Annotated in this window: 30 protein-coding genes; 20 read left to right on the forward strand and 10 right to left on the reverse strand. The window is 51.9% G+C overall.

Annotation, left to right across the window (positions count from 1 at the left end):
* Window positions 1–33: 33 nt before the first annotated feature.
* The 6 genes from A3K92_RS03815 (at window position 34) to A3K92_RS03840 (ending at window position 4039) form a co-directional block, all read left to right on the forward strand.
* On the forward strand, window positions 34–294 hold the full coding sequence (locus A3K92_RS03815; RefSeq protein ID WP_088884997.1) for a ribbon-helix-helix domain-containing protein: 261 nt from the start codon (window positions 34–36) through the stop codon (window positions 292–294).
* Entirely contained in the window at window positions 263–724 is a 462-nt protein-coding gene (locus A3K92_RS03820; RefSeq protein WP_088884998.1) for a type II toxin-antitoxin system VapC family toxin, read from the forward strand. Before A3K92_RS03815 ends, A3K92_RS03820 begins: the two co-directional genes overlap by 32 nt.
* Window position 725: 1 nt before the next feature.
* On the forward strand, window positions 726–1151 hold the full coding sequence (locus A3K92_RS03825) for an archease (RefSeq protein ID WP_088884999.1): 426 nt from the start codon (window positions 726–728) through the stop codon (window positions 1149–1151).
* A gap of 9 nt (window positions 1152–1160) precedes the next feature.
* Window positions 1161–2099 carry a tRNA (cytosine(49)-C(5))-methyltransferase gene (locus A3K92_RS03830; RefSeq protein WP_088885000.1) on the forward strand — a complete coding sequence of 313 codons (939 nt, stop codon included), beginning with the start codon at window positions 1161–1163 and terminating at the stop codon, window positions 2097–2099.
* Window positions 2092–2538 carry a methyltransferase RsmF C-terminal domain-like protein gene (locus tag A3K92_RS03835; protein WP_088885001.1) on the forward strand — a complete coding sequence of 149 codons (447 nt, stop codon included), beginning with the start codon at window positions 2092–2094 and terminating at the stop codon, window positions 2536–2538. The genes A3K92_RS03830 and A3K92_RS03835 overlap by 8 nt, the downstream gene beginning before the upstream one ends.
* A gap of 61 nt (window positions 2539–2599) precedes the next feature.
* Window positions 2600–4039, forward strand: a complete 1440-nt coding sequence (locus A3K92_RS03840; protein ID WP_088885002.1) for an RtcB family protein — start codon at window positions 2600–2602, stop codon at window positions 4037–4039.
* A gap of 79 nt (window positions 4040–4118) precedes the next feature.
* On the opposite strand, the gene metG is transcribed toward A3K92_RS03840, so the two are convergent.
* Window positions 4119–6353, reverse strand: coding sequence for a methionine--tRNA ligase (metG, locus tag A3K92_RS03845; protein WP_088885003.1), 2235 nt, complete (start codon window positions 6351–6353; stop codon window positions 4119–4121).
* A 124-nt stretch (window positions 6354–6477) separates the two neighbouring features.
* Entirely contained in the window at window positions 6478–6609 is a 132-nt protein-coding gene (locus tag A3K92_RS09670; RefSeq protein WP_257789301.1) for a hypothetical protein, read from the reverse strand.
* An 88-nt stretch (window positions 6610–6697) separates the two neighbouring features.
* Here A3K92_RS09670 and A3K92_RS03850 point away from each other — a divergent pair, with 88 nt between their 5' ends.
* Together A3K92_RS03850 and A3K92_RS03855 are read left to right on the forward strand one after the other, a co-directional pair.
* Window positions 6698–6877: a hypothetical protein gene (locus A3K92_RS03850; RefSeq protein ID WP_088885004.1), complete on the forward strand. Its 180-nt coding sequence runs from the start codon at window positions 6698–6700 to the stop codon at window positions 6875–6877.
* 24 nt (window positions 6878–6901) lie between these two features.
* Window positions 6902–7249 carry a 6-pyruvoyl trahydropterin synthase family protein gene (locus tag A3K92_RS03855; protein ID WP_088885005.1) on the forward strand — a complete coding sequence of 116 codons (348 nt, stop codon included), beginning with the start codon at window positions 6902–6904 and terminating at the stop codon, window positions 7247–7249.
* A 44-nt stretch (window positions 7250–7293) separates the two neighbouring features.
* Here A3K92_RS03855 and A3K92_RS03860 read toward each other — a convergent pair whose 3' ends face one another.
* A complete protein-coding gene (locus A3K92_RS03860; protein WP_088885006.1) occupies window positions 7294–7824 on the reverse strand; it encodes a DUF192 domain-containing protein in 531 nt (176 codons plus the stop codon).
* 201 nt (window positions 7825–8025) lie between these two features.
* Between A3K92_RS03860 and A3K92_RS03865 the strand changes: the two genes are divergently transcribed.
* From A3K92_RS03865 to A3K92_RS03880, 4 genes are all read left to right on the forward strand, one after another.
* Entirely contained in the window at window positions 8026–8307 is a 282-nt protein-coding gene (locus A3K92_RS03865; RefSeq protein WP_088885007.1) for a hypothetical protein, read from the forward strand.
* 131 nt (window positions 8308–8438) lie between these two features.
* A complete protein-coding gene (locus A3K92_RS03870; protein ID WP_088885008.1) occupies window positions 8439–8954 on the forward strand; it encodes a rubrerythrin family protein in 516 nt (171 codons plus the stop codon).
* 80 nt (window positions 8955–9034) lie between these two features.
* Window positions 9035–9196 carry a rubredoxin gene (gene rd, locus A3K92_RS03875; protein ID WP_088885009.1) on the forward strand — a complete coding sequence of 54 codons (162 nt, stop codon included), beginning with the start codon at window positions 9035–9037 and terminating at the stop codon, window positions 9194–9196.
* Window positions 9197–9206: 10 nt separating this feature from the next.
* Window positions 9207–9554 carry a class II SORL domain-containing protein gene (locus A3K92_RS03880; protein ID WP_088885010.1) on the forward strand — a complete coding sequence of 116 codons (348 nt, stop codon included), beginning with the start codon at window positions 9207–9209 and terminating at the stop codon, window positions 9552–9554.
* Window positions 9555–9569: 15 nt separating this feature from the next.
* Here A3K92_RS03880 and A3K92_RS03885 read toward each other — a convergent pair whose 3' ends face one another.
* The gene (locus A3K92_RS03885) at window positions 9570–10538 is read right to left on the reverse strand and encodes a hypothetical protein (RefSeq protein WP_088885011.1); all 969 of its coding nucleotides are present in this window, start codon (window positions 10536–10538) and stop codon (window positions 9570–9572) included.
* Between the two features lie 124 nt (window positions 10539–10662).
* On the opposite strand from A3K92_RS03885, the gene A3K92_RS03890 reads away from it, so the two are divergent.
* From A3K92_RS03890 to A3K92_RS03915, 6 genes are all read left to right on the forward strand, one after another.
* Window positions 10663–11031 (forward strand): iron-sulfur cluster assembly protein, encoded by a 369-nt coding sequence (locus A3K92_RS03890; protein ID WP_088885012.1) that lies wholly within the window; start codon window positions 10663–10665, stop codon window positions 11029–11031.
* A gap of 154 nt (window positions 11032–11185) precedes the next feature.
* Window positions 11186–11383, forward strand: coding sequence for a 4-oxalocrotonate tautomerase DmpI (gene dmpI, locus A3K92_RS03895; RefSeq protein ID WP_088885013.1), 198 nt, complete (start codon window positions 11186–11188; stop codon window positions 11381–11383).
* Window positions 11380–11841 (forward strand): flavodoxin family protein, encoded by a 462-nt coding sequence (locus tag A3K92_RS03900; protein ID WP_088885014.1) that lies wholly within the window; start codon window positions 11380–11382, stop codon window positions 11839–11841. Before dmpI ends, A3K92_RS03900 begins: the two co-directional genes overlap by 4 nt.
* Window positions 11842–11957: 116 nt before the next feature.
* Window positions 11958–12653: a hypothetical protein gene (locus A3K92_RS03905; protein ID WP_088885015.1), complete on the forward strand. Its 696-nt coding sequence runs from the start codon at window positions 11958–11960 to the stop codon at window positions 12651–12653.
* A 163-nt stretch (window positions 12654–12816) separates the two neighbouring features.
* Window positions 12817–13341 carry a ferritin family protein gene (locus tag A3K92_RS03910; protein WP_088885016.1) on the forward strand — a complete coding sequence of 175 codons (525 nt, stop codon included), beginning with the start codon at window positions 12817–12819 and terminating at the stop codon, window positions 13339–13341.
* Window positions 13342–13415: 74 nt separating this feature from the next.
* Entirely contained in the window at window positions 13416–14225 is an 810-nt protein-coding gene (locus A3K92_RS03915) for a ZIP family metal transporter (RefSeq protein WP_088885017.1), read from the forward strand.
* A 27-nt stretch (window positions 14226–14252) separates the two neighbouring features.
* On the opposite strand, the gene A3K92_RS03920 is transcribed toward A3K92_RS03915, so the two are convergent.
* From A3K92_RS03920 to A3K92_RS03935, 4 genes are read right to left on the reverse strand one after another with little or no spacing between them, the layout of a single operon-like run.
* Window positions 14253–15248 (reverse strand): TIGR01177 family methyltransferase, encoded by a 996-nt coding sequence (locus A3K92_RS03920; protein ID WP_088885018.1) that lies wholly within the window; start codon window positions 15246–15248, stop codon window positions 14253–14255.
* Window positions 15249–15257: 9 nt separating this feature from the next.
* Window positions 15258–16019, reverse strand: coding sequence for a 7-carboxy-7-deazaguanine synthase QueE (locus A3K92_RS03925; RefSeq protein WP_088885019.1), 762 nt, complete (start codon window positions 16017–16019; stop codon window positions 15258–15260).
* Window positions 16020–16028: 9 nt separating this feature from the next.
* The gene (locus A3K92_RS03930; protein ID WP_088885020.1) at window positions 16029–16289 is read right to left on the reverse strand and encodes a hypothetical protein; all 261 of its coding nucleotides are present in this window, start codon (window positions 16287–16289) and stop codon (window positions 16029–16031) included.
* A 28-nt stretch (window positions 16290–16317) separates the two neighbouring features.
* The gene (locus tag A3K92_RS03935; RefSeq protein ID WP_088885021.1) at window positions 16318–16818 is read right to left on the reverse strand and encodes a hypothetical protein; all 501 of its coding nucleotides are present in this window, start codon (window positions 16816–16818) and stop codon (window positions 16318–16320) included.
* Between the two features lie 295 nt (window positions 16819–17113).
* Here A3K92_RS03935 and topA point away from each other — a divergent pair, with 295 nt between their 5' ends.
* Entirely contained in the window at window positions 17114–20797 is a 3684-nt protein-coding gene (gene topA / locus A3K92_RS03940) for a DNA topoisomerase I (RefSeq protein ID WP_088885022.1), read from the forward strand.
* A gap of 1 nt (window position 20798) precedes the next feature.
* Here topA and A3K92_RS03945 read toward each other — a convergent pair whose 3' ends face one another.
* Window positions 20799–21176 carry a hypothetical protein gene (locus A3K92_RS03945; RefSeq protein ID WP_088885023.1) on the reverse strand — a complete coding sequence of 126 codons (378 nt, stop codon included), beginning with the start codon at window positions 21174–21176 and terminating at the stop codon, window positions 20799–20801.
* Between the two features lie 75 nt (window positions 21177–21251).
* Here A3K92_RS03945 and A3K92_RS03950 point away from each other — a divergent pair, with 75 nt between their 5' ends.
* On the forward strand, window positions 21252–22133 hold the full coding sequence (locus tag A3K92_RS03950; protein WP_232460934.1) for a hypothetical protein: 882 nt from the start codon (window positions 21252–21254) through the stop codon (window positions 22131–22133).
* On the opposite strand, the gene A3K92_RS03955 is transcribed toward A3K92_RS03950, so the two are convergent.
* Window positions 22117–23298 (reverse strand): geranylgeranyl reductase family protein, encoded by a 1182-nt coding sequence (locus A3K92_RS03955; RefSeq protein WP_088886033.1) that lies wholly within the window; start codon window positions 23296–23298, stop codon window positions 22117–22119. The genes A3K92_RS03950 and A3K92_RS03955 overlap by 17 nt on opposite strands.
* Window position 23299 lies beyond the last annotated feature (1 nt).

The raw sequence follows: 23299 nt of genomic DNA on the forward strand, positions 1-23299 counted from the left end.
TACCAATGTTGGTAATTACCTACAGGTGGTAGAATGGGGAAGGTGAAGACCAGTGTTTACATCGATGAGGAACTGTGGAGAGAGTTCAAAGAGCTGGCCCAGCGGGAGAAGAGCGAAGTCAGCAAGCTCCTTGAGGAAGCGCTGGTGAACTACCTTATAAACGAAGTTTTGAAGGACGTCGATGACTCTGAGGTGCCCCTGTGGTTTGAGCCCCTGAAAGTCAAGGGAGAGAGCAGTGAGAAGCTTGTGAGGGAGATGAGAGATGAGAGGGAAAAGCGTTTACTTGGATACTAGCGTGATTCTTAAGAGATACCTGGACGAAGAGGGCAGCGACGTCGCGAAGAAGCTCTTCAGGGATGCATACAGGGGGGAAGTGAAGCTGGCCTTCAGCTTCTGGAATATCGGAGATGTGATTGGCGTGCTCGATAAAAGGCTGAGGAGGGGACAGTTCAGCAAAGACGAGTTCGACTTCCTGAAAAAAGGCTTCCTGGCGGAGGTAAAGCGGTTCACGAGGCTGGGCGTCTTGGAGGTCGTTCCCGTCCACTCCTTAATCCTGGCAGACGCCTGGAAGCTAATTGAGAAATATCACCTGTATCAGGCCGATGCCCTGCAGATAGTCTCGGCAAAGTACGTGGGGGCGGGGAGCTTTTATACTGCAGACAAGAGGCTCCATCAGGTGGCAATCGAGGAAGGTCTAAACTCAATACTCCTTGGAGGTGAGTGAAATGAGGGAGTGGGAGCACTATGAGCACACTGCCGATATAGGCGTTCGCGGTTACGGCTCAACGCTTGAGGAAGCCTTTGAGGCGGTTGCTTTGGGACTTTTCGACGTTATGGTGAACGTGAGGAAGGTCGAGCCGAAGGAGTGCAGGGAAGTTGAGGTTGAGGAAGAGGACTTAGAGGCCCTTCTGTATTCATTCCTCGAGGAGCTCCTCGTGTTGCACGACATGGAGGGCCTCGTCTTTGGAGACGTTAGGGTGAAGATAGAAAAAACCAGAAACGGCTACAAACTCAAAGCGAAAGCCTGTGGAGAGCCGTTGAGCGAGAAGCACGAGCCGAAGGAGGAAGTGAAGGCGATAACCTACCACGACATGAAGATTGAGAAACTGCCCGACGGCAGGTGGATAGCCCAGTTCGTTCCTGACCTGTGAGGTGGTCGAATGAGCGCCAGGGATGTGATTAAAGAGGCAAATCCGGCCTTTTACGGGCGATATTCTAAGCTCGAAGACACCGACGAGTTCTGGGAGTTCATCATAAAACCGCTGAGGCAGAGTATAAGGGTGAACACCCTCAAGGCCCCGCTTGAGATCGTGGTTGAGAGGCTCAAAGAGGAGTTCGAGCTTGAACCCATACCGTGGGTCAGGGAAGGCTTTTTCATCAACGTTGAAAACCTCGCGAAGGTTCCGGAGCACGGCCTTGGCCTTATCTTTGGCCAGGAGGCAAGTTCGATGATTCCGCCCGTTGTCCTTGACCCGAAGCCGGGGGAGCTGGTTCTGGACATGGCGGCGGCGCCCGGCTCAAAGACCGGACAAATAGCACAGTACATGGAAAACGAGGGCTGCATCATAGCGAACGACCCGAACAGGGACAGGGCGAACGTCCTCATAGCCAACCTCAACAGGATGGGCGTTTTGATAGCCAGAGTCACAACCCGGGACGGGGCGAGGTTCGCGCGCTTCGAAAATACCTTTGACAGGGTCCTGCTCGACGCTCCCTGCTCCTCCGTCGGGATGATAAGGAAGAGCTGGCGTTTCCTGAGGGAGTGGCGCGAGAAAGCGGTCGTCAAGTACATGAACATCCAGAAGAGGCTCATCTTAGCTGGCTACAAAGCGCTGAAGCCGGGCAGGACGCTCGTTTACTCCACCTGCACGATAGACCCGCTGGAGAACGAGGAAGTGGTTGATTACCTCCTCAGGAAGACGGACGCGAGGCTGGAAAAAATAGACCTCCCAGTTAAAACAAGCGAGCCAGTCCTAGAATGGGAGGGGAAGGAGTATTCTCCAGAGCTGAAGAAGGCTTTGCGCATACACCCGAACGACAACGACACCGAGGCCTTCTTCATAGCGAAGATAGTCAAGCCGGGTGATGGAGATGGCTGAGAACCCGAGGAAGGAGATAGGGAAGACGAACGATGCTGAACTCGTGAAAAAGCTCCTCCTTGAGAACTATGGCTACGCTCCCGAGCTAATCTACGAAATCAGGGGCAACCATCAGAAAGTTTACGCCTACAAGCCCTGTCAGTTGAGGATAAGCGACACCGGGCGGAGGGGCGTTTACTTCGGAAGGATCGAGAGCGATGGCATAAGGCTCACCATAGAGGGAAGCTTTCTGGTAGGCCCTAAAGCGACCAAAAACGTGGTTGAGCTCGATGACGAGAAAGCAAGGCGCTATTTGGCAGGGGAGAATGTCGAAATAGAGGAGGAGCTCTACGGCTGGATGATAGTAAAGTGGCGCTCCTACTTCCTCGGCTCGGCGAAGGCCAAGGGGGGAAGGCTCATCAACTACGTGCCGAAGGAGAGGAGGTTAAGGCTGGAGTGACGTTTTTGTTCCGCGAAACCTTAAAATAATTTTAGGGAGACCTAAGGGAGGGGTGAGAAGGATGGTGCCGCTGAAGAGGATAGACAAAATCAGGTGGGAGATACCGAAGTTCGACAAGAGAATGCGCGTTCCGGGAAGGGTTTACGCTGACGACGCGCTCATAGAGAAGATGCGCCAAGACAGGACGCTTGAGCAGGCGGCAAACGTTGCAATGCTCCCGGGCATTTACAAGTACTCCATCGTAATGCCGGACGGACATCAGGGCTACGGCTTCCCAATCGGTGGAGTGGCGGCCTTTGACGTAAAGGAAGGTGTAATAAGCCCCGGAGGGGTGGGCTATGACATCAACTGTGGAGTACGGCTAATCCGAACAAATTTACGTGAGCAAGAAGTAAGACCTCGCATCAAGGAGCTCGTCGACACTCTCTTCAAGAACGTGCCAAGTGGCCTGGGAAGCCAGGGCAGGGTGAAGCTCCACTGGACACAGCTGGACGATGTCTTAGCTGACGGTGCAAAGTGGGCCGTCGAGAACGGCTACGGCTGGGAGGAGGACCTTGAGCACCTCGAAGAAGGCGGAAGGATGGAGGGGGCGGACCCAGAGGCAGTAAGCCAGAAGGCGAAGCAGAGGGGCGCTCCCCAGCTCGGCTCCCTCGGTTCAGGAAACCACTTCCTAGAGGTTCAGGTGGTCGACAAGATATTCAACGAGGAGATTGCCAAAGCCTACGGCCTCTTTGAGGGCCAGGTCGTGGTTATGGTCCACACTGGCAGCAGAGGCCTTGGCCACCAGGTGGCGAGCGACTACCTCAGGGTAATGGAGAAGGCCAACAGGAAGTACGGAATTCCGTGGCCCGACCGCGAACTGGTAAGCGTCCCCTTCCAGAGCGAGGAGGGGCAGAGATACTTCAGCGCAATGAAGGCAGCTGCAAACTTCGCCTGGGCCAACAGGCAGATGATTACCCACTGGGTCAGGGAGAGCTTCGAGGAGGTCTTCAAGAGGAAAGCCGAGGACATGGAGATGCACGTAGTCTACGATGTGGCGCACAACATAGCGAAGGTCGAGGAACACGAGGTTGACGGTAGGAAGGTCAAGGTCGTCGTCCACAGGAAAGGTGCAACGAGGGCCTTCCCGGCAGGCCACCCGGACGTTCCCAGAGCGTACCGCAACGTCGGTCAGCCTGTATTAATTCCAGGCTCGATGGGAACGGCAAGCTACGTCCTTGCTGGGGCCGAAGGCTCGATGAAGGAAACCTTTGGCTCGACCTGTCACGGTGCTGGAAGGCTCCTCAGCAGGAAGGCAGCAACGAGACAGTACCGCGGCGACAGGCTCAGGAACGAGCTAATGCAGAGAGGAATCTATGTCAGAGCAGCTTCGCTGAGGGTTGTGGCGGAAGAAGCTCCCGGAGCCTACAAGAGCGTTGACAACGTCGTCAACGTTGTTCACGAGGCTGGAATAGCGAACCTCGTCGCTAGGATGAGGCCAATGGGTGTCGCTAAAGGCTGAAGCTTTTGTTCTTTCAAATTTCATTCAAAGCTGAAATTTTCGAAAAGAGGATTTTGAAAAAGGGAAACCCAGAAAAACCTTACCTTATCCTCGCTCCAAGTTTAACTTCCTTGTCCGGCATGAGCAGGGCGACGTTTTCTCCATCGTCGGCAGCGAGGAGCATTCCCTGGCTCTCAACGCCGCGGAGCTTCTTGGGCTCGAGGTTCGCTATGATGACGACGTAGCGGTTTAGCAGCTCTTCCGGCTTGTAGTACTTCTTCAGCCCGGCGACGAGCTGCCTGACCTCGTCTCCGAGGTCGACCTTTACCACGTAGAGCCTGTCAGCGTTGGGGTGGTCTTTCACCTCTATTATCTTCCCGACGCGAAGGTCGAGCTTCGCGAAGTCGTCAAAGCTTACGTACTCCATCTTTTTACCCTCCTTTTTTGCCTTCTCCTTCTTTCCGGAGGATTTAGCATTTTCGGCCTTTCCACCTTTTACCTCGGGAGCTTCCCCGTAGATGCTCTTGAGGAGAGCCAGAGCTTCCTCCTTTCTCTTCTCTCCGAAGCGCTCCAGAATGACCTTGAAGACGTCGTCCCTTTTGTAGTACTTCTCGAGGAGCAGTTTGGCGCTCTCGGGATTGCCCCTTCCGATGTAGTTCACGATGAAGTAAATGATTTCATCGTCGGTCACCTTTCTGAACATCGGGAAGGCCTTTCTGACGCGGTGGCCGGCTTTAAGCTCGTTGAAGGCCCAGCTCTTGGACTTCTCAATGTTGAGGAGGTGCCATATTTTCTCGCTGGCATCTGGCAGGAACGGCTCGAGGAGGATTCCAAGGGCCTTGACTATCTGGAGCGAGACGTTTACGGTTGTGGCAGTCCTCTCGCGGTCGGTCTTGGCAGTCTTCCAGGGCTTCTGGTGGTCGAAGTAGCGGTTTCCGAAGATTGCCAGCTCCATAACGCGCTTCAGCGCGTCCTTGAAGCGATAGTTCATTATGAGCTCGCCGACCTCCTCGAACGCCTTCTCAATCTCCTCGAAGGCCTGCCTGTCGAGTTCGTTGAGTTCTCTCCTCTCCGGAACTACACCGTCAAAGTAGCGGTTGACGAACGTCATCGCCCTGTGCACGAAGTTGCCGAGGTTGTTCACAAGCTCCTCGTTTATCTTCTTCTTGAAGTCGGCGAAGTTGAAGTCACTATCGCGAGTCTCGGGCATTATGGCGGTAAGGTAGTAGCGCAGGTAATCTGCCGGCCAGACGTCGAGGAACTCGTGAACCCATATGGCCCAGTTCCTGCTCGTCGAGAACTTCTTGCCCTCGAGGTTGAGGTACTCGTTTGCCGGGATGTCGTAGGGGAGGTTCCATTCCGCTTCGACTTCCTCATCCTTGTATTTGCCGTAGGCCATCAGGAAGGCCGGCCAGAATATCGCGTGGAAGGGTATGTTGTCCTTTCCGATGAAGTGAATAACCCTTGTCTGCCCATCGAGGTTGAGCCAGAACTTCTTCCACTCGTTCTCCTTTCCTTCCCTCTTCAGGTGCTCGATAGTGATGCTGATGTAGCCTATCGGCGCCTCGAACCAGACGTAGAGGACTTTGCCCCTAACGTCCTCGTCGTCAAGTGGAACTGGGATCCCCCAGTCGAGGTCGCGCGTTATGGCCCTCTCCTCAAGCCCCTCGTTTATCCACCCGAGGACGGTGTTTCTAACGTTCGGCTTCCAGTGCTCCTGGCTCTCGACCCACTTCTTGAGTCTCTCCTGGAAATCTTGCATTTTTATGTAATAGTGGGCGGAGTCCTTGAAGGTTATCGGATTGCCGCAGATGTTGCAGCGCGGGTTGATGAGTATCTCAGGCGTGAGGGGATGGCCGCAGACCTCACACTGGTCTCCCCTCTGGTTTTCCGCTCCACAGTAGGGGCAGGTTCCGATGACGTATCTGTCCGGCAAAAACATCTTGTCATGCTCGCAGTAGGCCTGCTTGCTGACCTTCTTCACGAGGTGGCCGTTTTCGAGCGCTTTTAGAAAGAACTCCTGGCTGAGTCTGTAGTGGACGGGCAGTTCAGTCCTTCCAAAGTAGTCGAAGCTTATCTTCGCCCTCTCGAAGGTCGTCTTTATGTGTTCGTGGAACTCATCGACGATCTCCCTTGGGCTCCTGCCCTCCTTCAGCGCGCGGAAGGTTATTGGGGTTCCATGCTCGTCGGTTCCGCAGATGAAGAGAACTTCCTCGCCCTTGAGCCTTAAATAGCGCACGAAAATGTCCGCCGGAAGGTAAGCCCCAGCGAGATGCCCCGCGTGAATTGGTCCGTTAGCGTATGGAAGAGCGGAAGTGACCATGTACCTGACCATTTTAACCACCGTCCGCCAATGGTTCTGCCTCCTTATAAGTACTGCGGGTTTTAAATATTACGGCGGGTTATTAAGCGGTGGAAAAAAATATGTAGATTTTGATATAAATCACTCCCCAACGAGATTATCCAACCATCACGAGCGGCCTCTCCTTCTGCTTGAGGAACTTCTTGAAGACGTCCGGTTCAACAAAGACGAGAACCACACCGGCTATAACGCGGTTGGCATCGACGGCCATGACGCAGCCTATGGGCACCCCCCTAAAGGTTTAAGACGTTGAGACTGATCTGGTTTTCGGTGGGAAGGTTTATTAAATGCCGGGTGAACTCTCTACGGTGTGGAAAATGGAGGCCTCCAGGGGAGTTACGGTAAACCGGGAGTGGCGGGCCAAGATGGATGAGCTGAGGGCAAAAGCTCGGAAAAACGTTGATGAAGTCCTCAAGCGCGCCTTCGGGTCGATAAAGTCGGAGAAGTCCTGGCGCGAGCTGGAGGCTGAGCTTTATGATGAGCTTTCTCGTGGATAGCAACGTGTTTGTGGAGGCTCTTCTATGAAATCCCGCGTCGTCGAGTGCTTCAAATTTGAGGCGGCCCACGCCGTGATAATCGACGGCCAAACCGAGGAGATACACGGGCACACCTTCCGGCTTGAAGTAGCTGTTGAAGGCCCGCTCAGAAACGGCTACGTCATCGACTTTCTCCAGCTGAGAGCGATCGTTGAGGAAGTCATCAAGAAACTCGACCACAGAAACCTCAACGCTCTTTTTGAGAACCCGACGACGGAAAACATTGCCCTCTGGATTGCCGAGGAAGTTGAAAAGAGACTGCCGGAGGGAGTTAAGCTCCACCACCTGAGGCTCTGGGAAGGGGACGAGAACGGCGTTGAGTTCGAGTTTTAGGATTTAGAAGACACTCTTAGAAGGGTTCTATTTAGCACAAAAAATTAAACGTGGCAATCCGGAGACCTCGGATTTATCTCGGCCATTAACCTCTCTTCTTGCCGAAGTGAATTGACTTTAACTTCCTTCACGCTTTCAATCATGGTCGCGCCGTTGCCTGATCCGCTCAGGTCAATCTTCCCCGGAATCAGAGACTTAACTGGAACTGCCTTTCTCTTTTTCCCGGTTGGATACCAGCTTATTAAATCGCCTTCCTCAACGTCGAGGACCTTTATAAGCCCAACGGGGCCTTCAATAATATATCTTGCAGGGTTTTTGGGTGAATACAGGCGCCATTTCTTTGCTTTCCTAAAGTCCACGACTTTTCTAGAAGAATCCAGCCAAATTACGTCTATCTCTTCCAGCATAAAAAAGGTGTGAATTGCCGCATTTACTCTTGTCTCGGATGGCAGATAAAATACAAGGGCATACCCGATGTTTTTTACCATCATTAATCCTCGAAAGCGCTTGAGAAAGCTGTCCGCAACCTTAACTGTTCCTGGCCATTCCTTTCCCTTGGTTTCGTTTATTATCATGGCTGAAGGTTGAGATCATTTCCTAATAAACTTTGCCGGCCGGGTTGTTATTTTATCTGTCGCACAAAATGATGTTCGGAAGGAAAAATTTAAGTTCTGGAGGCGCATTAACTTTCAAGAGAATGGAACCTTGACGGTTGGCATTTCATCAAATTCCGTTATGTTTTAAAAAGCCTTGAGAATCTAGCCGGGGGTGGTCTTATGGAAAAACTTGATAAGGTAATTAAAGAATTCAATAAACTTCACGGCAGTGAGGCGAAAGTAAAGGTAAGGGAAGTAAGGGGGGAGGAGGTTATTTTGGAGTTTGAAGGGTCGTTTTGCGCCACCTGTGGGCTCTACGACTACTTCGACGACATAAAATGGGAAGCGATGGAGTTCGGACTTAATATCGAACCCGTAGAGGTTCTTGAGGCTGAGGAAGATGATTTTGAACATGGGCGATACGTTGTGAAGTACAGACTAATGTCTTCCAGTGATAAATAGCGGTGTCTCTTCTCCAAGTTACCGTCCAAGTCCTTTTTTCAGGGATAAACCTGATAAACCTTTGGTTTGGAAAACCGTTATATATGCTCACGCTTTAAATCATATCGCAGTGCACTATTCGGTGATTGGATATGGTAGTGAAGAAGAAAATGACCCGGAAGTTTTTGGAGGATGCCTTCGCCGGCGAAAGCATGGCCCACATGAGATACCTGATTTTCGCAGAGCAGGCCGAGAAGGAGGGCTTTCACAACATAGCCAAGCTCTTCAGGGCTATCGCGCACGCTGAATTCGTTCACGCGAAGAACCACTTCATAGCCCTCGGAAACCTGGGCAAGACCCCTGAGAACCTTCAGGCAGGAATAGACGGTGAGACCTACGAGGTCGAGGAAATGTACCCGGTCTTCAAGAATGCCGCCGAGTTCCAGGGCGAGAAAGACGCAGTGAGAACTACCCACTACGCCCTCGAGGCCGAGAAGATACATGCGGAGCTTTACAAGAAGGCCAAGGAGAAGGCCGAGAAGGGTGAGGAGATCGAGATAAAGAGGGTCTACATCTGCCCGGTCTGCGGCTACACAGCCGTCGACGAGGCCCCTGAGTACTGTCCTGTCTGCGGGGTCCCGAGGGACAAGTTCGTGGTCTTCGAGTGAGCCTTTCGTTTTTTGGTTTCCCAAGTTTGAACCGCAAACCTTATAAGGACGACCTAATAACATTAGGATGGTGAAAGAAAATGGCGAAGTGGAAGTGCATAGTTTGTGGCTACATCTACGACGAAGACGAGGGCGACCCCGACAACGGGATAGAGCCCGGAACCAGGTTTGAGGACCTCCCGGACGACTGGGTCTGCCCGCTCTGTGGCGCGCCAAAGGATATGTTTGAAAAAATAGAGTGAGGTGGTCGAGATGCTTAGCGGAACCATTAAAAGCGGAGACTGGAAGGGGGAGAAGCACGTCCCCGTTATAGAGTACGAGAAGGAAGGGGACCTCGTCAAGGTCGAGGTCAGCGTCGGCAAGGAGATACCACATCCGAACACCCCGGAGCACCACATTGCCTGGATACAGCTCTGGTTCCACCCCGAGGACGGCAACTTCCCGATCCTAGTTGGCAAGGTGGAGTTCAGCAACCATACCGACCCGCTCACCGAGCCGAGGGCGGTCTTCTTCTTCAGGACGGAGAAAAAAGGAAAGCTCTACGCTCTCAGCTACTGCAACATCCACGGCCTTTGGGAGAACGAGGTCCAGCTTGAGTGATCTCTGCCCTCATTTTTACCTTGATAGTTCAAACGTCACGTTTTTCCAGTTCTCGACTTTCTCAGCAATGTACCCCTCACCACTCCAGGAGTATTCGAAGCCCTCCTCGCAGAGCTTTACGGTTACGTTATTTGGTTTCTTTGGAAGTTCAAAGTGGTACCTTATTTCCCCCTCTCCAGGTAGACCAAGGAGGAGCTCTAGCGGACCCCATGTGACCATGTCTTCATATTTTGCTGGTTTCATTTCCACCCCATCGATGTAAATTCTAACCCCGCAGAATTCCTCGGGAACCTTCACAAGAATATCGGCGGTTGTTACCGACTCTGAGGTCTTGAGGTAAAGGGCAACCCCGTCAGCTCGTTTGGAAATGTCGTAGTTGGTGAATGGAACATTGGCTAACACCGGTGTGAGGATGAGAGAAACCACGAGAACACCAAGGGCCTTTGTCTTTGAGAAGTTCAGAGGAACATTTCTTTTGGCGGCTAGGGGTAGCGTCCAGTAGGAGTAAGCCTCAACGAAGCGGGCAAGGTCCATTAGAACAACACCTATCACTACCGGAAACAAGAGGGCACCGATGAGGTATAGATTTCCTGCGAGATTGAAGTTTAACTCTCCGGTTGATTCGGCAAACAGGCCCATTCTAAATCTGTACACAATAGCACTGGCAACGATCAGCGGATAAGCCGGTGCCAGCGAGTTTATGATGTTGTAAATTCCCCACGATGGTTTGAGGAGAACCCACTTTATGCTCCAGCTGAGGACGAAGAGAGCAGCTACCAGCAGGGCAGCCTCGACCAGAAACAGTTTTAGCGGCCTCGAATCCACTTCGACGCTCCAGAAGTACAGGCCGAGCAAATAGACTACTATTCCCAAACCGAAAGCGAGGAGTGAAAAAGGACCAAAGAACCTTGAGACTATTATTAGCAAGCTTCCTGCTATTAAGTATTCTTTTCCACCTATAGGGCCATACTTTTCTTTGTCCACTTATACCACCGATAAAACTCAGAGTTTTAACATTTAAATATTCCGATCTGATTAGCGGTTAAACCCCCAAATCTGCCCAGGAAAGCCTTATAACCGTGCATCCTTATGAAGAACGGTGAGAAAAATGAAAGTTTACATGCCGGACCGCGAGTGGCCCGAGCCCTATAAAGCCGTCATTGAGGAGCTGAAAAAAATAACCGACCCCATAACGGGCGGGGATATCCTTGACTCCGGTGTTGTTGCCGGACTCGAGGTTAGCGAGGATACCCTCAAGATATGGCTCAAATTTGAGAGCCACGCGGAGTACAACATAACGGGCGAGAGCGCGATAGCATACTCCAAGATAATCGGCGACATAATGGAGCGCTTCGCCCTCGTGAAGTTCGACAACGTTTACGTTTACGACCTCGCGAACAACATTGTTGGAAAGTTCGAGAACAAGAGGGGTTATACTGCCGAGGATGTCTTATCGGGGGCCGGAAGGAAGAAGTAAAGGAGTTCGGGTTTTCTCTTCTCCTGTTCTACCTGAGAGTGTCGCTCCTGCCAGATTCTACCCGCCAAAGGAAAGGTATAAGTACGTCAAAGTTCAACCGCAGTAGAAGTATGACCGGCTGATATAAGCCGGAACTGTGTCCGGGGGTGGTCCGATGCCGACCATTATAGTTGAGGGCCCAAGGGCAGATAAGGAGACGAAGAGGGAGCTTGTTAAGAGGCTCACCGAGGTTGTTAGGGAAGTTTACGGCGTCCACCACGTCAGCGTGATAATCCACGAGAACGAGACCGAGAACGTCGGCGTTGACGGGGAGCTTCTCTCCGACATTCTAGAACGGAGGCGCGGTAAGTGAAGGCCCTGGTGGTCTACTACTCAAGGGACGGGCACACGAGGGAGGCCGCCCGGAGGATTGCCGAAGCTCTGGGGGCGGACATTGACGAGGTCATTGACAGGAAGAACCGGAAAGGCATACTCGGCTTTCTCAGGGCCGGCTACGACGCGACCAGGGGTAAAACGACGGAAATAGCGTTCGAGAAAGACCCCTCAGAATATGACCTCGTGGTCGTTGGCAGCCCGGTGTGGAACGGCAGGGTTACACCGGCCATAAGGACTTACCTCCTCAGAAATGGGGAGAAAATAAAGAAAGCAGCCTTTTTTGCCACCTGCGCTGGGAAGAAGGGCAAAATCCTCGAACAAATGAGGGAGCTCTACGGCGGTGAGGTCATCGCCGAAGCGGTAATGAAGCAGAACGAAATTGAAGAGGGGGCAAAAGAGTTCGTTGAGACACTGAAAAGGGCCCTCCATTCCTGAAGCGGGACGAGTTTGGTCGGGTTTTCATTTTTAGCTGACTTGTTTTATTCCGCACCGGATGGCGGGAAGTTTATAAAAACCTCTCAGAGTTTCTGTCCAGATTGGAGGGATGCATTGTGTCAGAAGGGAGAAAGACCTATGACCCCACAACATGGAAGCCCGAGCGCCTCGACCTAATTCTGTCGGCTGTGATTGCGCTTTCACTCCCTCCTCTGGCGGGCTGGCTTTATGATAAAAAGGGTGCGCTCATCCCAATGCTAATCTACTACGGGCTCGCCTGGGGCCTCGTAAAGCTCCGCCGGGGGGTTGTAGGCTACCGCACTCCCATGCCTGAGAAGCCCCCCGTGTGGTTCTACATCAACGTGGCCGTTATCCTTGTCGCCCTCGCCTTCGCCTACATGTCCCCGATTAAGGTGGAAGACCCCTGGCTCCCCGGGGTTGTGCTCACGGCCCTCCTCTGGGCACCCGCGAACGCATCCTCCGAGCAGATACTCTGGCTCTACCTCTTTGACTCGTGGGACCTCTACCCAAGGGAGAGGCGCATTGGCTACAGAATAGTGGGACTGCTGCTGTTTGCGGCCTTCGTGGGGATGATACACACGATGTTCTGGACGAAGTTCCTCCAGGTGGCCAGGCCCGACACGGTCTTTGGGGTTCTTTTTGTCCTCGCAACAGCTATTTCAGGGTTCCTCCACATCGTTGTGTGGCGCCGCTCGGGCCAGATGGTGTTCACGTTCATACCCCACTTTCTGCTTAATTTGGGCCCCCTGCTCTGGACAGGGTACAGCATACTGCCCTATCTCTGGAAATGAGGGCAGTAATTTTCTATTTTTCTCCGAGAGCCAATAGGGGGGGCCGACAAAAGCAAGAGCCCCCTGGCAACAAAATAACAGAAATAGCGACCCGTTTTTCATGGGTTCACTTAGGGCAAAGGTTTAATACCTCAAAACCCAGGTAGATAAAGAGGGATAAAAAATGGTTCCGCCGGAGCTTGAAGAGGGGCTTCCCCTCGAAAGGATTAAGGACTTCTCGCTTGAAGAACTGCTGGGAATGGCCGTGAAGGCCGAGATAGGTGCCAGGAAGTTTTATGAGAGCCTCGCTGAGAGGATAGACATCCAGGAACTTAAAAACAAGATAGAGTGGCTCGCCGGAGAGGAAAAGAAGCACGAGGAGCTTTTGAGAAAAATCTACGCCAACATGTTCCCGGGAAAGGAAATCGTCTTTCCCAAGGAGCACATAGGGCCGGAGCTTCAGCCGGTCGCTAGACAGCTCCATGGCGTGGAGGACATAATAGACCTCATCCGCTGGGCCATGAAGGCCGAGGAGATAGCGGCGAAGTTCTACGCCGAGCTGGAAAACATGGTCGACACCGAGGAGAAGAAGCGCCTCATGCGCTACCTCAGCGACATGGAGTGGGGCCACTACTATAACCTGAAGGCCGAGTACGAGCTCCTCCTCGACTGGGCCATGTACAGCCAGATGATGAACGTTGGGCCTTAGTTTGTCTTTTTACCCTTTTCTCCCGAAAGCCTTATAAGATTAGGCCTATCCATTGTTATTAGGTGGGCCTAACAATGCTTGAGGGTTTCATGTCGAGCTTATCCTCATGGCTGCTTTCTATCTCAGGGGGCAGTTTGATAGTTGTTGCAGCGTATGCTGGAGTTTTCGTAGCTCTGATGACGACATTGGGTGCCCTCGTTGCTATCTTCGCCAACAGGATGCCGAAATGGGGTGTGGACGTAAGCCTCTCGTTTGCTGCAGGGGTCATGATAGTGGCGAGCTTTACAAGCCTGATCCTCCCAGCAATTGAATCAACTGGGAGGTTCGTTCCCGCAGGCATCGGTATACTCCTTGGCGTTATCACAATCTACGCAATCGACCGATTCATCCCCCATGAGCACCTGGTCAAAGGTTATGAGGGTCCCAAAGAGTTCAAGGAGAAGCTCAGAGTCGTGTGGCTTATTGTTCTGGCGGTTATAATTCACAACCTGCCCGAGGGCCTTGCCGTTGGGACTTCGTTAGTTTATAACCTTCAGACTGGATTAGTAACGGCCATTGCGATAGGAATACAGGACTTCCCCGAAGGAGCCGTGGTTTCTCTTCCGCTGGCAACTCTTCAGAAAAGGCGCCTCGTGCCGATAATTTTGGGAGCCCTAAGCGGTGTGGCGGAGATGGTAATGGTGATCCTGGGTGCAGTTTTGTTTACGATCTTCCATTCCCTCCTTCCTTACGGCCTGGGGATGGCTGGAGGGGCTATGCTCTACGTAACAGTTAAGGAGATGATCCCAGAGATCTACAAAAGAGAAGAAAATGAGACCCTGGTTACTCTGGGCTTTTTCCTCGGCTTTTACGTGATGCTCTTCCTCGACTCGATGTTGGGGTGAACGCCACTCTAACCTTTTCAAACCTTCTCATTTTTCGAACACGTAGAAGTACCGTTCAAGGCTTTTATGGACGCGTTGGTAATACCTCGCGAGGAGTTTAAATCCTATTCTTTCGGCCTCGCTTCTACCGTCGAAGTCGGCCGGAAACGCTATCGCCAGCCTTCCTCCCGGTTTAAGCACGTTATACATGCTCTCCAGGGCTTTCCTGTAGAGCTCGTCTCTCTTCCTTCCCGCGAGGGTCGCCGAAGTGCCATAGGGTGGGTCCGTCGCTATCGCCTCAAACCTCTTGTTGGGAAACAGTTCCTCCAGCTTCGTTGCATCGCCTAGCCTGAGCTCGTAGTCTTTGATGCCGTAGTGCCTGAGGTTCATCTCGGCTCCTTCAACCATCTCGGGCTTTATATCAACGCCGTAGACCTTCAGGCCGAGCAAACCGGCCTCCATCAGAACCCCGCCGGCGCCCATGAAGGGGTCGAGGATTTCTCTCTTTGCCTTGGTGAGGTTTACCAGGGCCCTGGAGACCCTCGGGTGGAGTGAGATGGGCCTGAAGAAGGGCCTGTGGTGGGCCTTTCTTTTTTCAAAGTCCTTGGGATCGAAGAACTTCAGCCTTATCCCAGCGTAGAGCCTCTCGCCGCAGTAGACTCTCACGAGCGTTTTAGGATTTGAGAGGTTCACTTTAAACCCCAGCGCGTGTATCACTGCCCCGAGCTTCCTCGGCAGGTCGAGAACATCGTGACTGCAGTTGGCCATGGTCTCGGTGTCGACCTTGAAGGTTCCTTTGATCGGCCACTCCACCTCTCCCGCCTTTTCAAGGAGTTCTTCGATTGAATCCGCCTCAACGATCAGCTTCCCGTACTCGTGTGCTAAGCCGAGTCTGTTGAGGTAGGGGAAGGCTTTTTCATCCGCGTCTATCTTCAGAAACAGGTAGTCCTGACCAGCTATCTCTCCGCCCGCAAGCTCCAGCATAGCCTTGACCTCGTCCCTGGCCATCTCTGGCAGGTTTCCAAGGATCTCGACGTAGAGCATGCCACCACCTCACAGCACGTTCAGGTATTTATGAACCTGGAAGCTAAGCCCGACGTTCTTCCTTCCCATTATTTTGGCGGCTTCTCGATAGAGTTCCATAAGCTGTCTTTGGGATATCTCAATCGGCTCCTTCGGCTGAATAACGAGCGGGGCCAGGCCTTTCAGCAATTCAGCATACCAGCGGACGTTTTCGACCTTTGTCCTGGAGGTGACGACGAGCTTGGCGTAGGTCTTCGCGCCGGCTTCCTTCAAAATCTTTATGCTCTCAACCTCTCTAAGAACGAGGCCCTTCCAGTCCTCCGTTGCTTTAGCAGTCTCGTCCTTTATGTCCACGCTCGCGTAATCGGTGAGAGGAGCGATCTCTTTAACAAGCTCCGGAAGGCCGCCGTGGGTTTCAAGGAAGTTGTCGAAGCCGAGCTCCTTCATGCGCTCCATCAGGGCCTTAAGTGGCCTCACCTGAAGTGTCGGCTCGCCGCCGGTGTAGCTTATCGAGTGTATATCACCTGTATCGAGCCTCAAAATGGCATCGACAACCTCATCAAGCGAAGCGGGATTTGGTCGGTACTCAAACTTCCCGGTAAAGGGTTCCACCTCGTAGCGCCAGCGCGAGACGCGGGAGGCGTCTATGTACTCCCTTGAATCACACCAAATGCAGTGAAGGTCACAGCCGGCGAAGCGGACGAAGATCTGCCTCCTGCCGAACGCACTTCCCTCAACGCTCCCGCCTTCACCCTGCCAGCTGTTGAAGACCTCGGCCATTATGAGCTTCACTCTACCACCTCACAGATCCTCAACGTTAATCCCCTTTATCCTCTCGCTCACAAATCCTTCGAGTATTTCAACCCTGACGCTCCTATCCTCGCCGGTCATGTCCGCCATTAGCCTAACTGCCCTCGCGTAGTCCCAGAGCCTTCTCTTTGCCTCGCCAGTAACTTTCTCTGCCATGACTATCAGTTCCCTCTCCCCTGGGTGAGAACCCATCCACTCCACGACTTTCCTCGCGTCTTCCTCGGTAAAGGTGCCCATCTTTTTGAATAGCACCCTTCCCACCTCCACTAATTTTAAGGGACTAAATGTACTGGAGAAGCAGTTCAACGCTCCTCTCGAAGATCTCCCGATCCTCCCCGTCTAGGATACCATCAAGGTACTGGAGGTTCACGAGGTTCAGGATGATGTAGGCGGTGTTTCTGTCTAAACCAAGGTCGTAGGCATCATAAACCACGATCTCCTTTCCCAGGGCGTCGTTTATTAAATCAGCAAAGTATGCTATGTCCTCAACGCTCAGCTCGTCCCACTTACTCTCCATTTCGTCGAAATACCTCTCGAGAACGCGGATCGTTTCCAAGTCGAGTTTCAGTGTGCCTTCAACAAAGGGAAACTCCCCAACGCGGAACACCTTAAGCCCCTCGTTGTCTCTAATCCCTATCTGATCCCAGAGCACGATCCCTTCAACGGGGTTGTGCCCGTATCTGCTGGCCAGGTATGAAAAGCCTTCAAGAGCGGAATCGATTACCTCAATGAACTCCTCCTCATCTTGAAAGCGGATTATCTTGCTCACTGTTCCCCTCATGTTCTGCACCGTTAGGGGGTTGGGCCAAGGGTTATAAGGCTTTGCGGACAATTATCAACGCCCGACGAGTATTGGGTTGCGATGACGTCGGGACCCCCAGGGGGCCAACATTCCCAATGGCCCCCTATTAGCCTTTCTGACGAAAGCGCTGGCGAAAAATTTGGGATTCTTGTTTAATAGTCCGTCATGGCGAGATCTTCTCGTTAGGAATCACAAACTTTGATGAAACTTTGCACTGCAAAGTTTCCCCCGCAGGATTTTTATAACCTCCTCCCTACCCGGTTAAGGTGTCACCATGGTAACGCTCATCATCGCCGAGAAGCCCAACGTTGCCAGAAAGATAGCCTACGCCTTGGCTGAAGGGAAGCCTGTGAGAAAGACGATTGGAAAGGTGAGTTACTACGAGTTCACCCGGGATGGAAAGAAAATAATCGTTGCCCCCGCTGTTGGGCATCTCTTCTCTCTGGCACCAAAAACTAAAACCTACGGTTACCCGGTCTTTGACATTGAATGGGTTCCTGTCTACGTCGCCGAAAAGGGCAAGAGCTACGCCAAAGACTACATCAAGGCTTTAGCTACGTTGGCCAAGAAGGCGGATGAATTCGTCGTTGCCTGTGACTATGATACGGAGGGAGAGGTGATAGGCTACACCGCTCTTAAATACGCCTGCGGCGTTGACCCCTCGAAGGCCAAGAGAATGAAGTTCTCGGCTTTGACAAAGAAGGACATCCTTAAGGCCTGGTACAACCTCGAGCCGACGATAAACTTCGGCATGGCCGATGCCGGGATAGCACGTCACGTCCTCGACTGGTACTGGGGCGTGAACCTTTCGAGGGCTCTGACCTCGGCGATAAAACGCGCGAGCGGAAAATGGATGGTTCTCTCAACCGGAAGGGTTCAGGGGCCGACGCTGAAGTTCCTCGTTGAAAGGGAGAAGGAAATCCAGAACTTCCAGCCAAAGCATTACTGGGTCATAAAGATGCTCCTTGAGAAGAATGGAGAGAAGTACACTGCAAACTACGAGAAAGACAAAATCTGGGACGAGGAAGAGGCCAAAAGAATAGTAGAAGAAGCAAAGAAGGGGCCCGCGTTCGTTGAAAAGGTTGAGGTAAAGCAACAACAGAGAAACCCTCCGGTGCCTTTTGACCTCGGAACCCTCCAGAGGGAGGCCTATTCAGCGTTTGGCTATTCTCCAAAGAAGACTCTAGACATTGCGCAGAAGCTGTACGAGAAGGGGTACTGTCTCCACCCTGATTCTCTCATACCTACCCCTGAGGGGATAAAGAGAATCAAAGAGCTACCGAAGGAAGGCGAGGTATTTGCCCTTGACTTCGACCTCAAACTATCGAGGGCGAGGTACAGGCTCCTTGAGAGGGATGCGGACGAGCCTATGTATAGGGTTGTCCTTGGTGATAGAACTGAGCTCTACCTCACCGGGGATCATCCGGTTCTGGTTTATCGGGATGACCGGCTGATATTCGTGCCCGCTGAGGAACTCAGGGATGATGACCAGGTTGTGTTTTTCATAAACCGTGGGAGGTTTCGGGGATCACATAAAGCTCCACGGCTCTTTGAGTTCATCCTCAGAAACGCCACGTCAATGAAAGACTACGTTCTTTACGAACCCTCTTTTGGTAGCATTTTGAGGGAAAGAATCAAGCAAGCCGGGTTAAAGGTGGAAATCCTGTGGAGGTTCAAAATCAAGGAGCCAACTTACTACAAATACCTCAGGGGCAAAATGCCAGTTCCGATAGTGAAGTTCCTCGTTGAGAGAGGCGTTATCTCCATGGAAGAGCTAAAGGATATCTTCATTGGGTTTTCCTATAGCACCTCTCTATCCCCAGTGAAATTCGAATTTAGCGAGGAGTTTTGGTACCTATATGGGTTCGTCCTCGGAGATGGCCACTTGGATAGAAAGGGTGCTATAACGATATCTGCAAAAGAACGGGTGGAAGAAACTCTAAGGGCAATCCGAGAAGTTGCCGATGCACTTGGTGTTCCCTTCTCATACGACAGGAAATATCGGGTAATAACCCTTCGCAGTAAGTCCTTGACCCGGCTCTTCGAGCTCCTTGGATGTCCCTACGGCAATAAGACTGAGGTTTTCAGGATTCATGGTTTAGTGATGTCAAAACCCGAGTGGATGGCCTCGTTCCTTGCCGGTTACTACGACGCCGATGCCCATATTGGCACGAAACTGACTGGAAGTAAAAAGTCAATGTCCCCACAGATTGTCCTGACGTCAAAGAACAGGCAGGCTATATACACTGTCAAACTCATGTGGCAACTCCTTGGGGTCGGTACATACCTCTGGGAGAAAAAGGACAGGCAGGGCAATTTTGTGGCCTACGAACTTAAGGTCTACTCGCGCGATGCGCTCCGGTTTTATGAGATTATGCGGAAATACTTGAGAGTAAAGAGACAGGACCTTGAGAAGGTTCGGGAGGTTGCAATCAGAAAAAGGAAGTCCTACTCTCACCATTACAGCGTTCTCAGGGTTAGAAACTGGATAGGAAAGTTGAAGACCGATAGGGCTTTCTGGAAAAAGTTCGACATGTCCAATCAGACGGCCCGTGGGAGTGGGATAAGCCTCGACAAGTTGGAGAGAATTAGGGACTATCTGACCGACGGAGACCTCCGCAGGATTGCAACTGGGGACGTATACATCCTTCCAATAAGGGAAATCAAAAAGTTCCACTATCGCGGTAAAGTCTACGACCTTGTCGTCGATGAGTACCACAACTTCATAGCTAACGGCGTCGTTGTCCATAACTGTTCATATCCGAGAACTTCATCCCAGAAGCTCCCAAAGAACCTCAACCTCCGCTCGATAATCCAGAACCTCGCGAAGCTTCCTGAGTACAAACCCTTCGCCCACGAGCTTTTGGGCAAAGAAGAGCTCAAACCCGTTGAGGGTAAGAAGGAAGATCCGGCCCACCCTGCCATCTACCCAACGGGTGAGTTACCTAAGCCCGGGGAGCTGACAAAGGACGAGCAAAACCTCTACGACCTCATAGTAAGGCGTTTTCTGGCCCTCTTCATGGAGCCAGCTGTCAGAGAGACGATGAAAGTCATCCTAAACTCCAACAACCACCGCTTCATCCTGAGCGGCGCGAGAACAGTCAAGGAGGGCTGGCTGAAGGTTTACGGTAAATACGTCAAGTTCGACGAGGTAATCCTCCCGCCCTTCAAGGAGGGCGAACCTGTAAACGTTCTCCAGATAAAGCGCGAGAAGAAGAAGACCAAGCCGCCAGCACGCTATTCTCCGGCGGCTGTAATAAAGAAGATGGAGGATCTGGGCATAGGGACGAAAGCAACGCGCGCCCAAATCCTTGAGACCCTCTACCAGAGGGGCTACATCGAGGGCAAGAAGAAGATAAAGGTAACCCCACTGGGAATGCGCGTTGTGGAGGCCCTTGAAAAGAACGTGCCCGACATAGTCAGCGTTGAGCTAACGAGGGCCTTTGAGGAGAAGATGGAGGAGATAATGGCCGGGAAGGCGAAAAAGGATGAAGTCATCGAGGAGAGCAAGAAAGAGCTGATAAAAATCCTAAAGGTCTTCAAAGAGAAGGAGCTCGACATAGGGAGGATGCTCCTTGAAACGACGGGAACTGGGATTACAACCTCGAAGGACTCCGCAAAGGGAGAGAAATCAAAGTCCCAGTCCGAGCCTTCGCGGGGTTCTTCAACTCAGGAGGCTGAAAAAGAGAAAAAAACACGCAAAGGAGAGCTCGTTCTCGGCAAGTGTCCGAAGTGCGGTGGCGACCTAGTGCTCAAGTACAACAGAAAAACTGGGAAGAGATTCGTCGGTTGCTCCAACTGGCCGAAGTGCGACGTGACTTACCCCATCCTCCAGCGCGGTGAAGTCATTCCCACCGGAAAGACCTGTTGCAACGGTGCCCCAGTCGTAAAAATCAGGGAGAAAGGCAGGGAGTACGAAATCTGTCTCGATATGAAGTGTAAAGATTGGAAAAAATAAACTAGAGGGCTGCCATAAGGGAGAGGCCAACAATCGCAGCCAGGATAAATACTGTGATGATTACCACCACAATGGTCATTAGCCAAGCCAGGAAGGCTCTTAGCCAGTCAGTGTTGAAGACGGCCTTTATGACCCATATATAGCCTATTATACCGAGCAACCACCCTATCAATGGAATAATTGACAATATCTCTGCCAGTATGCCACCGCCTAGGACGGCTATCATGGACTTGCCGATGGTCGCATCTTCAATGCCAACCAGCTTGGCCCCAAAGTACAGGAAGAGGCCAGCTATAAAAAGCGCTATCAGGAACACAATTATCCCAATGACTCCGAGTGCTCCCAAAGCTACGATCCCCATGCCCATCCCCGGGGGCATTCCCAACACCTCCAGTTCTTTGTAGTTTTATAGCTTAGAACGTTTTTAATGGCGTTTCTTGTTATTTAAATTTTGGTGGTGTTCGATAATTTTAAAGTCGGAGACACCGGATGTGATTTTGAGGTTACTTCAATGGGAGATCGCTGGAAGAATGAAGAACTGAGACACTCGGTTGAGATCCTGGAGAGAAATGCACGTGGGCTCTTAAGGGAGCTTGAGGTGAGGGTGAACAATAACGGTATTGACTTGGCTTTTTTACTGGACGTCCAATCCACATTTATCCTTGGCCTTTCCGACCTCAGCCTTTATTCCTTTGCACTTAAGCTTGATGATATCGTTGAGAAGTCCTACAGAACTTTTGTTGAGGGATACGAACTTCTCCGAAAAAACGGTCTCCTCGTCAATATCCCGGAACTTGATCTTCAGCTCGGTTATCTCAGGGGTTTGAATGTGGAGCGGGGATTTTCTCTGGACAGAAGGCTCTCTCTCCTTGGTGAACCAAAAGAAATCCAGGTATGGGTAAACAGAATAATCAAACTAAGAAACGCTCTTCATGGAAATTTCCCAAAGGATCCCTTAAGAGAGCTCGGATACGGTATTGAAAGCAAGGACAGAAAGTTTCCCGTTCTTCTCCGTGCTCTCAGGAGAATGTACACAATGAATCCACCTGGAATCGAGGATCTCTCCAGGCTCGTCCACCTGGAGATTCGAGAAGGAATAGTCCCCAAACCTCTCCAATGCAGAGACGGAAGATGTGAGATAATAACAAACCTTGAGAGCACTGATGGTTTCACAGTGGTTGAGAATAATGATGACGTAATCCTGCTTTACAGATTTGAAGATAGAAAGAGCCTCAAATCCCCGTGGGGCAGTATTGAAATTGGTAAACCCGTTGAGATAATAGTGTTCTCTCGAAAAATGAAGAAAGGGATAAGATGCTCTAAAGGAGTTGTTTGAGCAGGGAGAGCCTTCTTTTGCTCATGAGAACCTTTGGGTGCTTGAGGAGGGCCTTTATGACCTCGACGTAGTCTCCACCCGCTATCTTCTCCGCGTCTGCACCGCTGAGTAGCTGTATGAAAAGGTCTAGGTCTTCGTCGGTTAGCTTCTCCGTGACGCGCCTGACCTTGAGGACTCTCTCAAGCCTCTTTCCGTCGGTCTCCCACCACTCCTTCGTGTAGTTCTGGAGGAGCGAGAAGTTCTCCTCCTCAAGGGCCTTGACTATCCACTTGCTCGCTATTGTTCCCGCTTCCATGGCCTCGGCCATTCCGCCACCGTGCATCGGGTTGACCTGTCTCGCGGCATCGCCAACCACGACGACGTTGTCCTTCGCCAGCTCCTTCACGAAGCCGCCAACAGGAACGATACCAACGTTGACCTCGAGGATTTTCCTCATCGGGATGTTGTTCTCCTTCAGCCACTTGTCGAGGTAGTACTTGGCTGTTTCAGGATGGTCTGAGGCGATGCCTATTCCCACATTGGCCCTGTCCTCGTCCTTCGGGAAGACCCAGACGTAGCCCCTTGGGGCAACTTCATTGCCAAACCAGAGGTGTATGAGGTCTGGGTCAAGGCCCTCGATAAGCATTTCGTACTCGTAGCTTGAGTCGAACTCATGCGGAGGAGCGTAAGTGTTTATACCAGCCTTCCTCGCGATTGTGCTCTCAACTCCGTCGGCGGCAACGATTATGTCAGCGTAAATCTCAACCGGCTTATCCTCGTGCTTGGCCTTTATTCCAACGATCTTGCCGTCCTTCTTTATGACGTCGAGGGCCTCAGTTCTTGCCAGCACATCTGCACCCGCTTTAGCTGCATAGTAAGCCAGCATCTTGTCGAAGACCTTTCTCTCAAGGATTACACCGCTGACTTCTTTATAGCGGAGTTCAAGCTCATAACCGCTCGGGGAGTAGAGCTTTGCACCGTAGATCTCGCGGTTGATGAAGCGCTTATCGTAGGGGATGTCGTACTTGTCGAAGACCTTTATGCTTATTCCTTCGGCGCACTGCTTCGGCGTCCCTATAGCCCACTTCTTGTCTATGAGAAGGACTGAAAAACCAGCCTTGGCAACGTTTCTAGCGACAATCGGGCCGGCGATTCCAGCACCGACGACAACAACGTCGTATTTCATC

The organism is Thermococcus gorgonarius (assembly GCF_002214385.1).
In the GTDB taxonomy this organism is placed as follows: domain Archaea; phylum Methanobacteriota_B; class Thermococci; order Thermococcales; family Thermococcaceae; genus Thermococcus; species Thermococcus gorgonarius.

Excerpts from the sequence above, each read along its gene's own strand:
- A3K92_RS03830 (WP_088885000.1), top strand. The coding sequence starts at position 1,161 with ATGAGCGCCAGGGATGTGATTAAAGAGGCAAATCCGGCCTTTTACGGG.
- A3K92_RS03860 (WP_088885006.1), bottom strand. The coding sequence starts at position 7,824 with ATGATAATAAACGAAACCAAGGGAAAGGAATGGCCAGGAACAGTTAAG.
- A3K92_RS03945 (WP_088885023.1), bottom strand. The coding sequence starts at position 21,176 with ATGCCCCCGGGGATGGGCATGGGGATCGTAGCTTTGGGAGCACTCGGA.
- A3K92_RS03815 (WP_088884997.1), top strand. The coding sequence starts at position 34 with ATGGGGAAGGTGAAGACCAGTGTTTACATCGATGAGGAACTGTGGAGA.
- metG (WP_088885003.1), bottom strand. The coding sequence starts at position 6,353 with ATGGTCAGGTACATGGTCACTTCCGCTCTTCCATACGCTAACGGACCA.
- A3K92_RS03825 (WP_088884999.1), top strand. The coding sequence starts at position 726 with ATGAGGGAGTGGGAGCACTATGAGCACACTGCCGATATAGGCGTTCGC.
- rd (WP_088885009.1), top strand. The coding sequence starts at position 9,035 with ATGGCGAAGTGGAAGTGCATAGTTTGTGGCTACATCTACGACGAAGAC.
- A3K92_RS03935 (WP_088885021.1), bottom strand. The coding sequence starts at position 16,818 with ATGAGGGGAACAGTGAGCAAGATAATCCGCTTTCAAGATGAGGAGGAG.
- A3K92_RS03820 (WP_088884998.1), top strand. The coding sequence starts at position 263 with ATGAGAGGGAAAAGCGTTTACTTGGATACTAGCGTGATTCTTAAGAGA.
- A3K92_RS03910 (WP_088885016.1), top strand. The coding sequence starts at position 12,817 with ATGGTTCCGCCGGAGCTTGAAGAGGGGCTTCCCCTCGAAAGGATTAAG.
- A3K92_RS03840 (WP_088885002.1), top strand. The coding sequence starts at position 2,600 with ATGGTGCCGCTGAAGAGGATAGACAAAATCAGGTGGGAGATACCGAAG.
- A3K92_RS03890 (WP_088885012.1), top strand. The coding sequence starts at position 10,663 with ATGAAAGTTTACATGCCGGACCGCGAGTGGCCCGAGCCCTATAAAGCC.
- A3K92_RS03855 (WP_088885005.1), top strand. The coding sequence starts at position 6,902 with ATGAAATCCCGCGTCGTCGAGTGCTTCAAATTTGAGGCGGCCCACGCC.
- A3K92_RS03880 (WP_088885010.1), top strand. The coding sequence starts at position 9,207 with ATGCTTAGCGGAACCATTAAAAGCGGAGACTGGAAGGGGGAGAAGCAC.
- topA (WP_088885022.1), top strand. The coding sequence starts at position 17,114 with ATGGTAACGCTCATCATCGCCGAGAAGCCCAACGTTGCCAGAAAGATA.
- dmpI (WP_088885013.1), top strand. The coding sequence starts at position 11,186 with ATGCCGACCATTATAGTTGAGGGCCCAAGGGCAGATAAGGAGACGAAG.
- A3K92_RS03915 (WP_088885017.1), top strand. The coding sequence starts at position 13,416 with ATGCTTGAGGGTTTCATGTCGAGCTTATCCTCATGGCTGCTTTCTATC.
- A3K92_RS03850 (WP_088885004.1), top strand. The coding sequence starts at position 6,698 with ATGGAGGCCTCCAGGGGAGTTACGGTAAACCGGGAGTGGCGGGCCAAG.
- A3K92_RS03920 (WP_088885018.1), bottom strand. The coding sequence starts at position 15,248 with ATGCTCTACGTCGAGATCCTTGGAAACCTGCCAGAGATGGCCAGGGAC.
- A3K92_RS03835 (WP_088885001.1), top strand. The coding sequence starts at position 2,092 with ATGGCTGAGAACCCGAGGAAGGAGATAGGGAAGACGAACGATGCTGAA.
- A3K92_RS03870 (WP_088885008.1), top strand. The coding sequence starts at position 8,439 with ATGGTAGTGAAGAAGAAAATGACCCGGAAGTTTTTGGAGGATGCCTTC.
- A3K92_RS03955 (WP_088886033.1), bottom strand. The coding sequence starts at position 23,298 with ATGAAATACGACGTTGTTGTCGTCGGTGCTGGAATCGCCGGCCCGATT.
- A3K92_RS03865 (WP_088885007.1), top strand. The coding sequence starts at position 8,026 with ATGGAAAAACTTGATAAGGTAATTAAAGAATTCAATAAACTTCACGGC.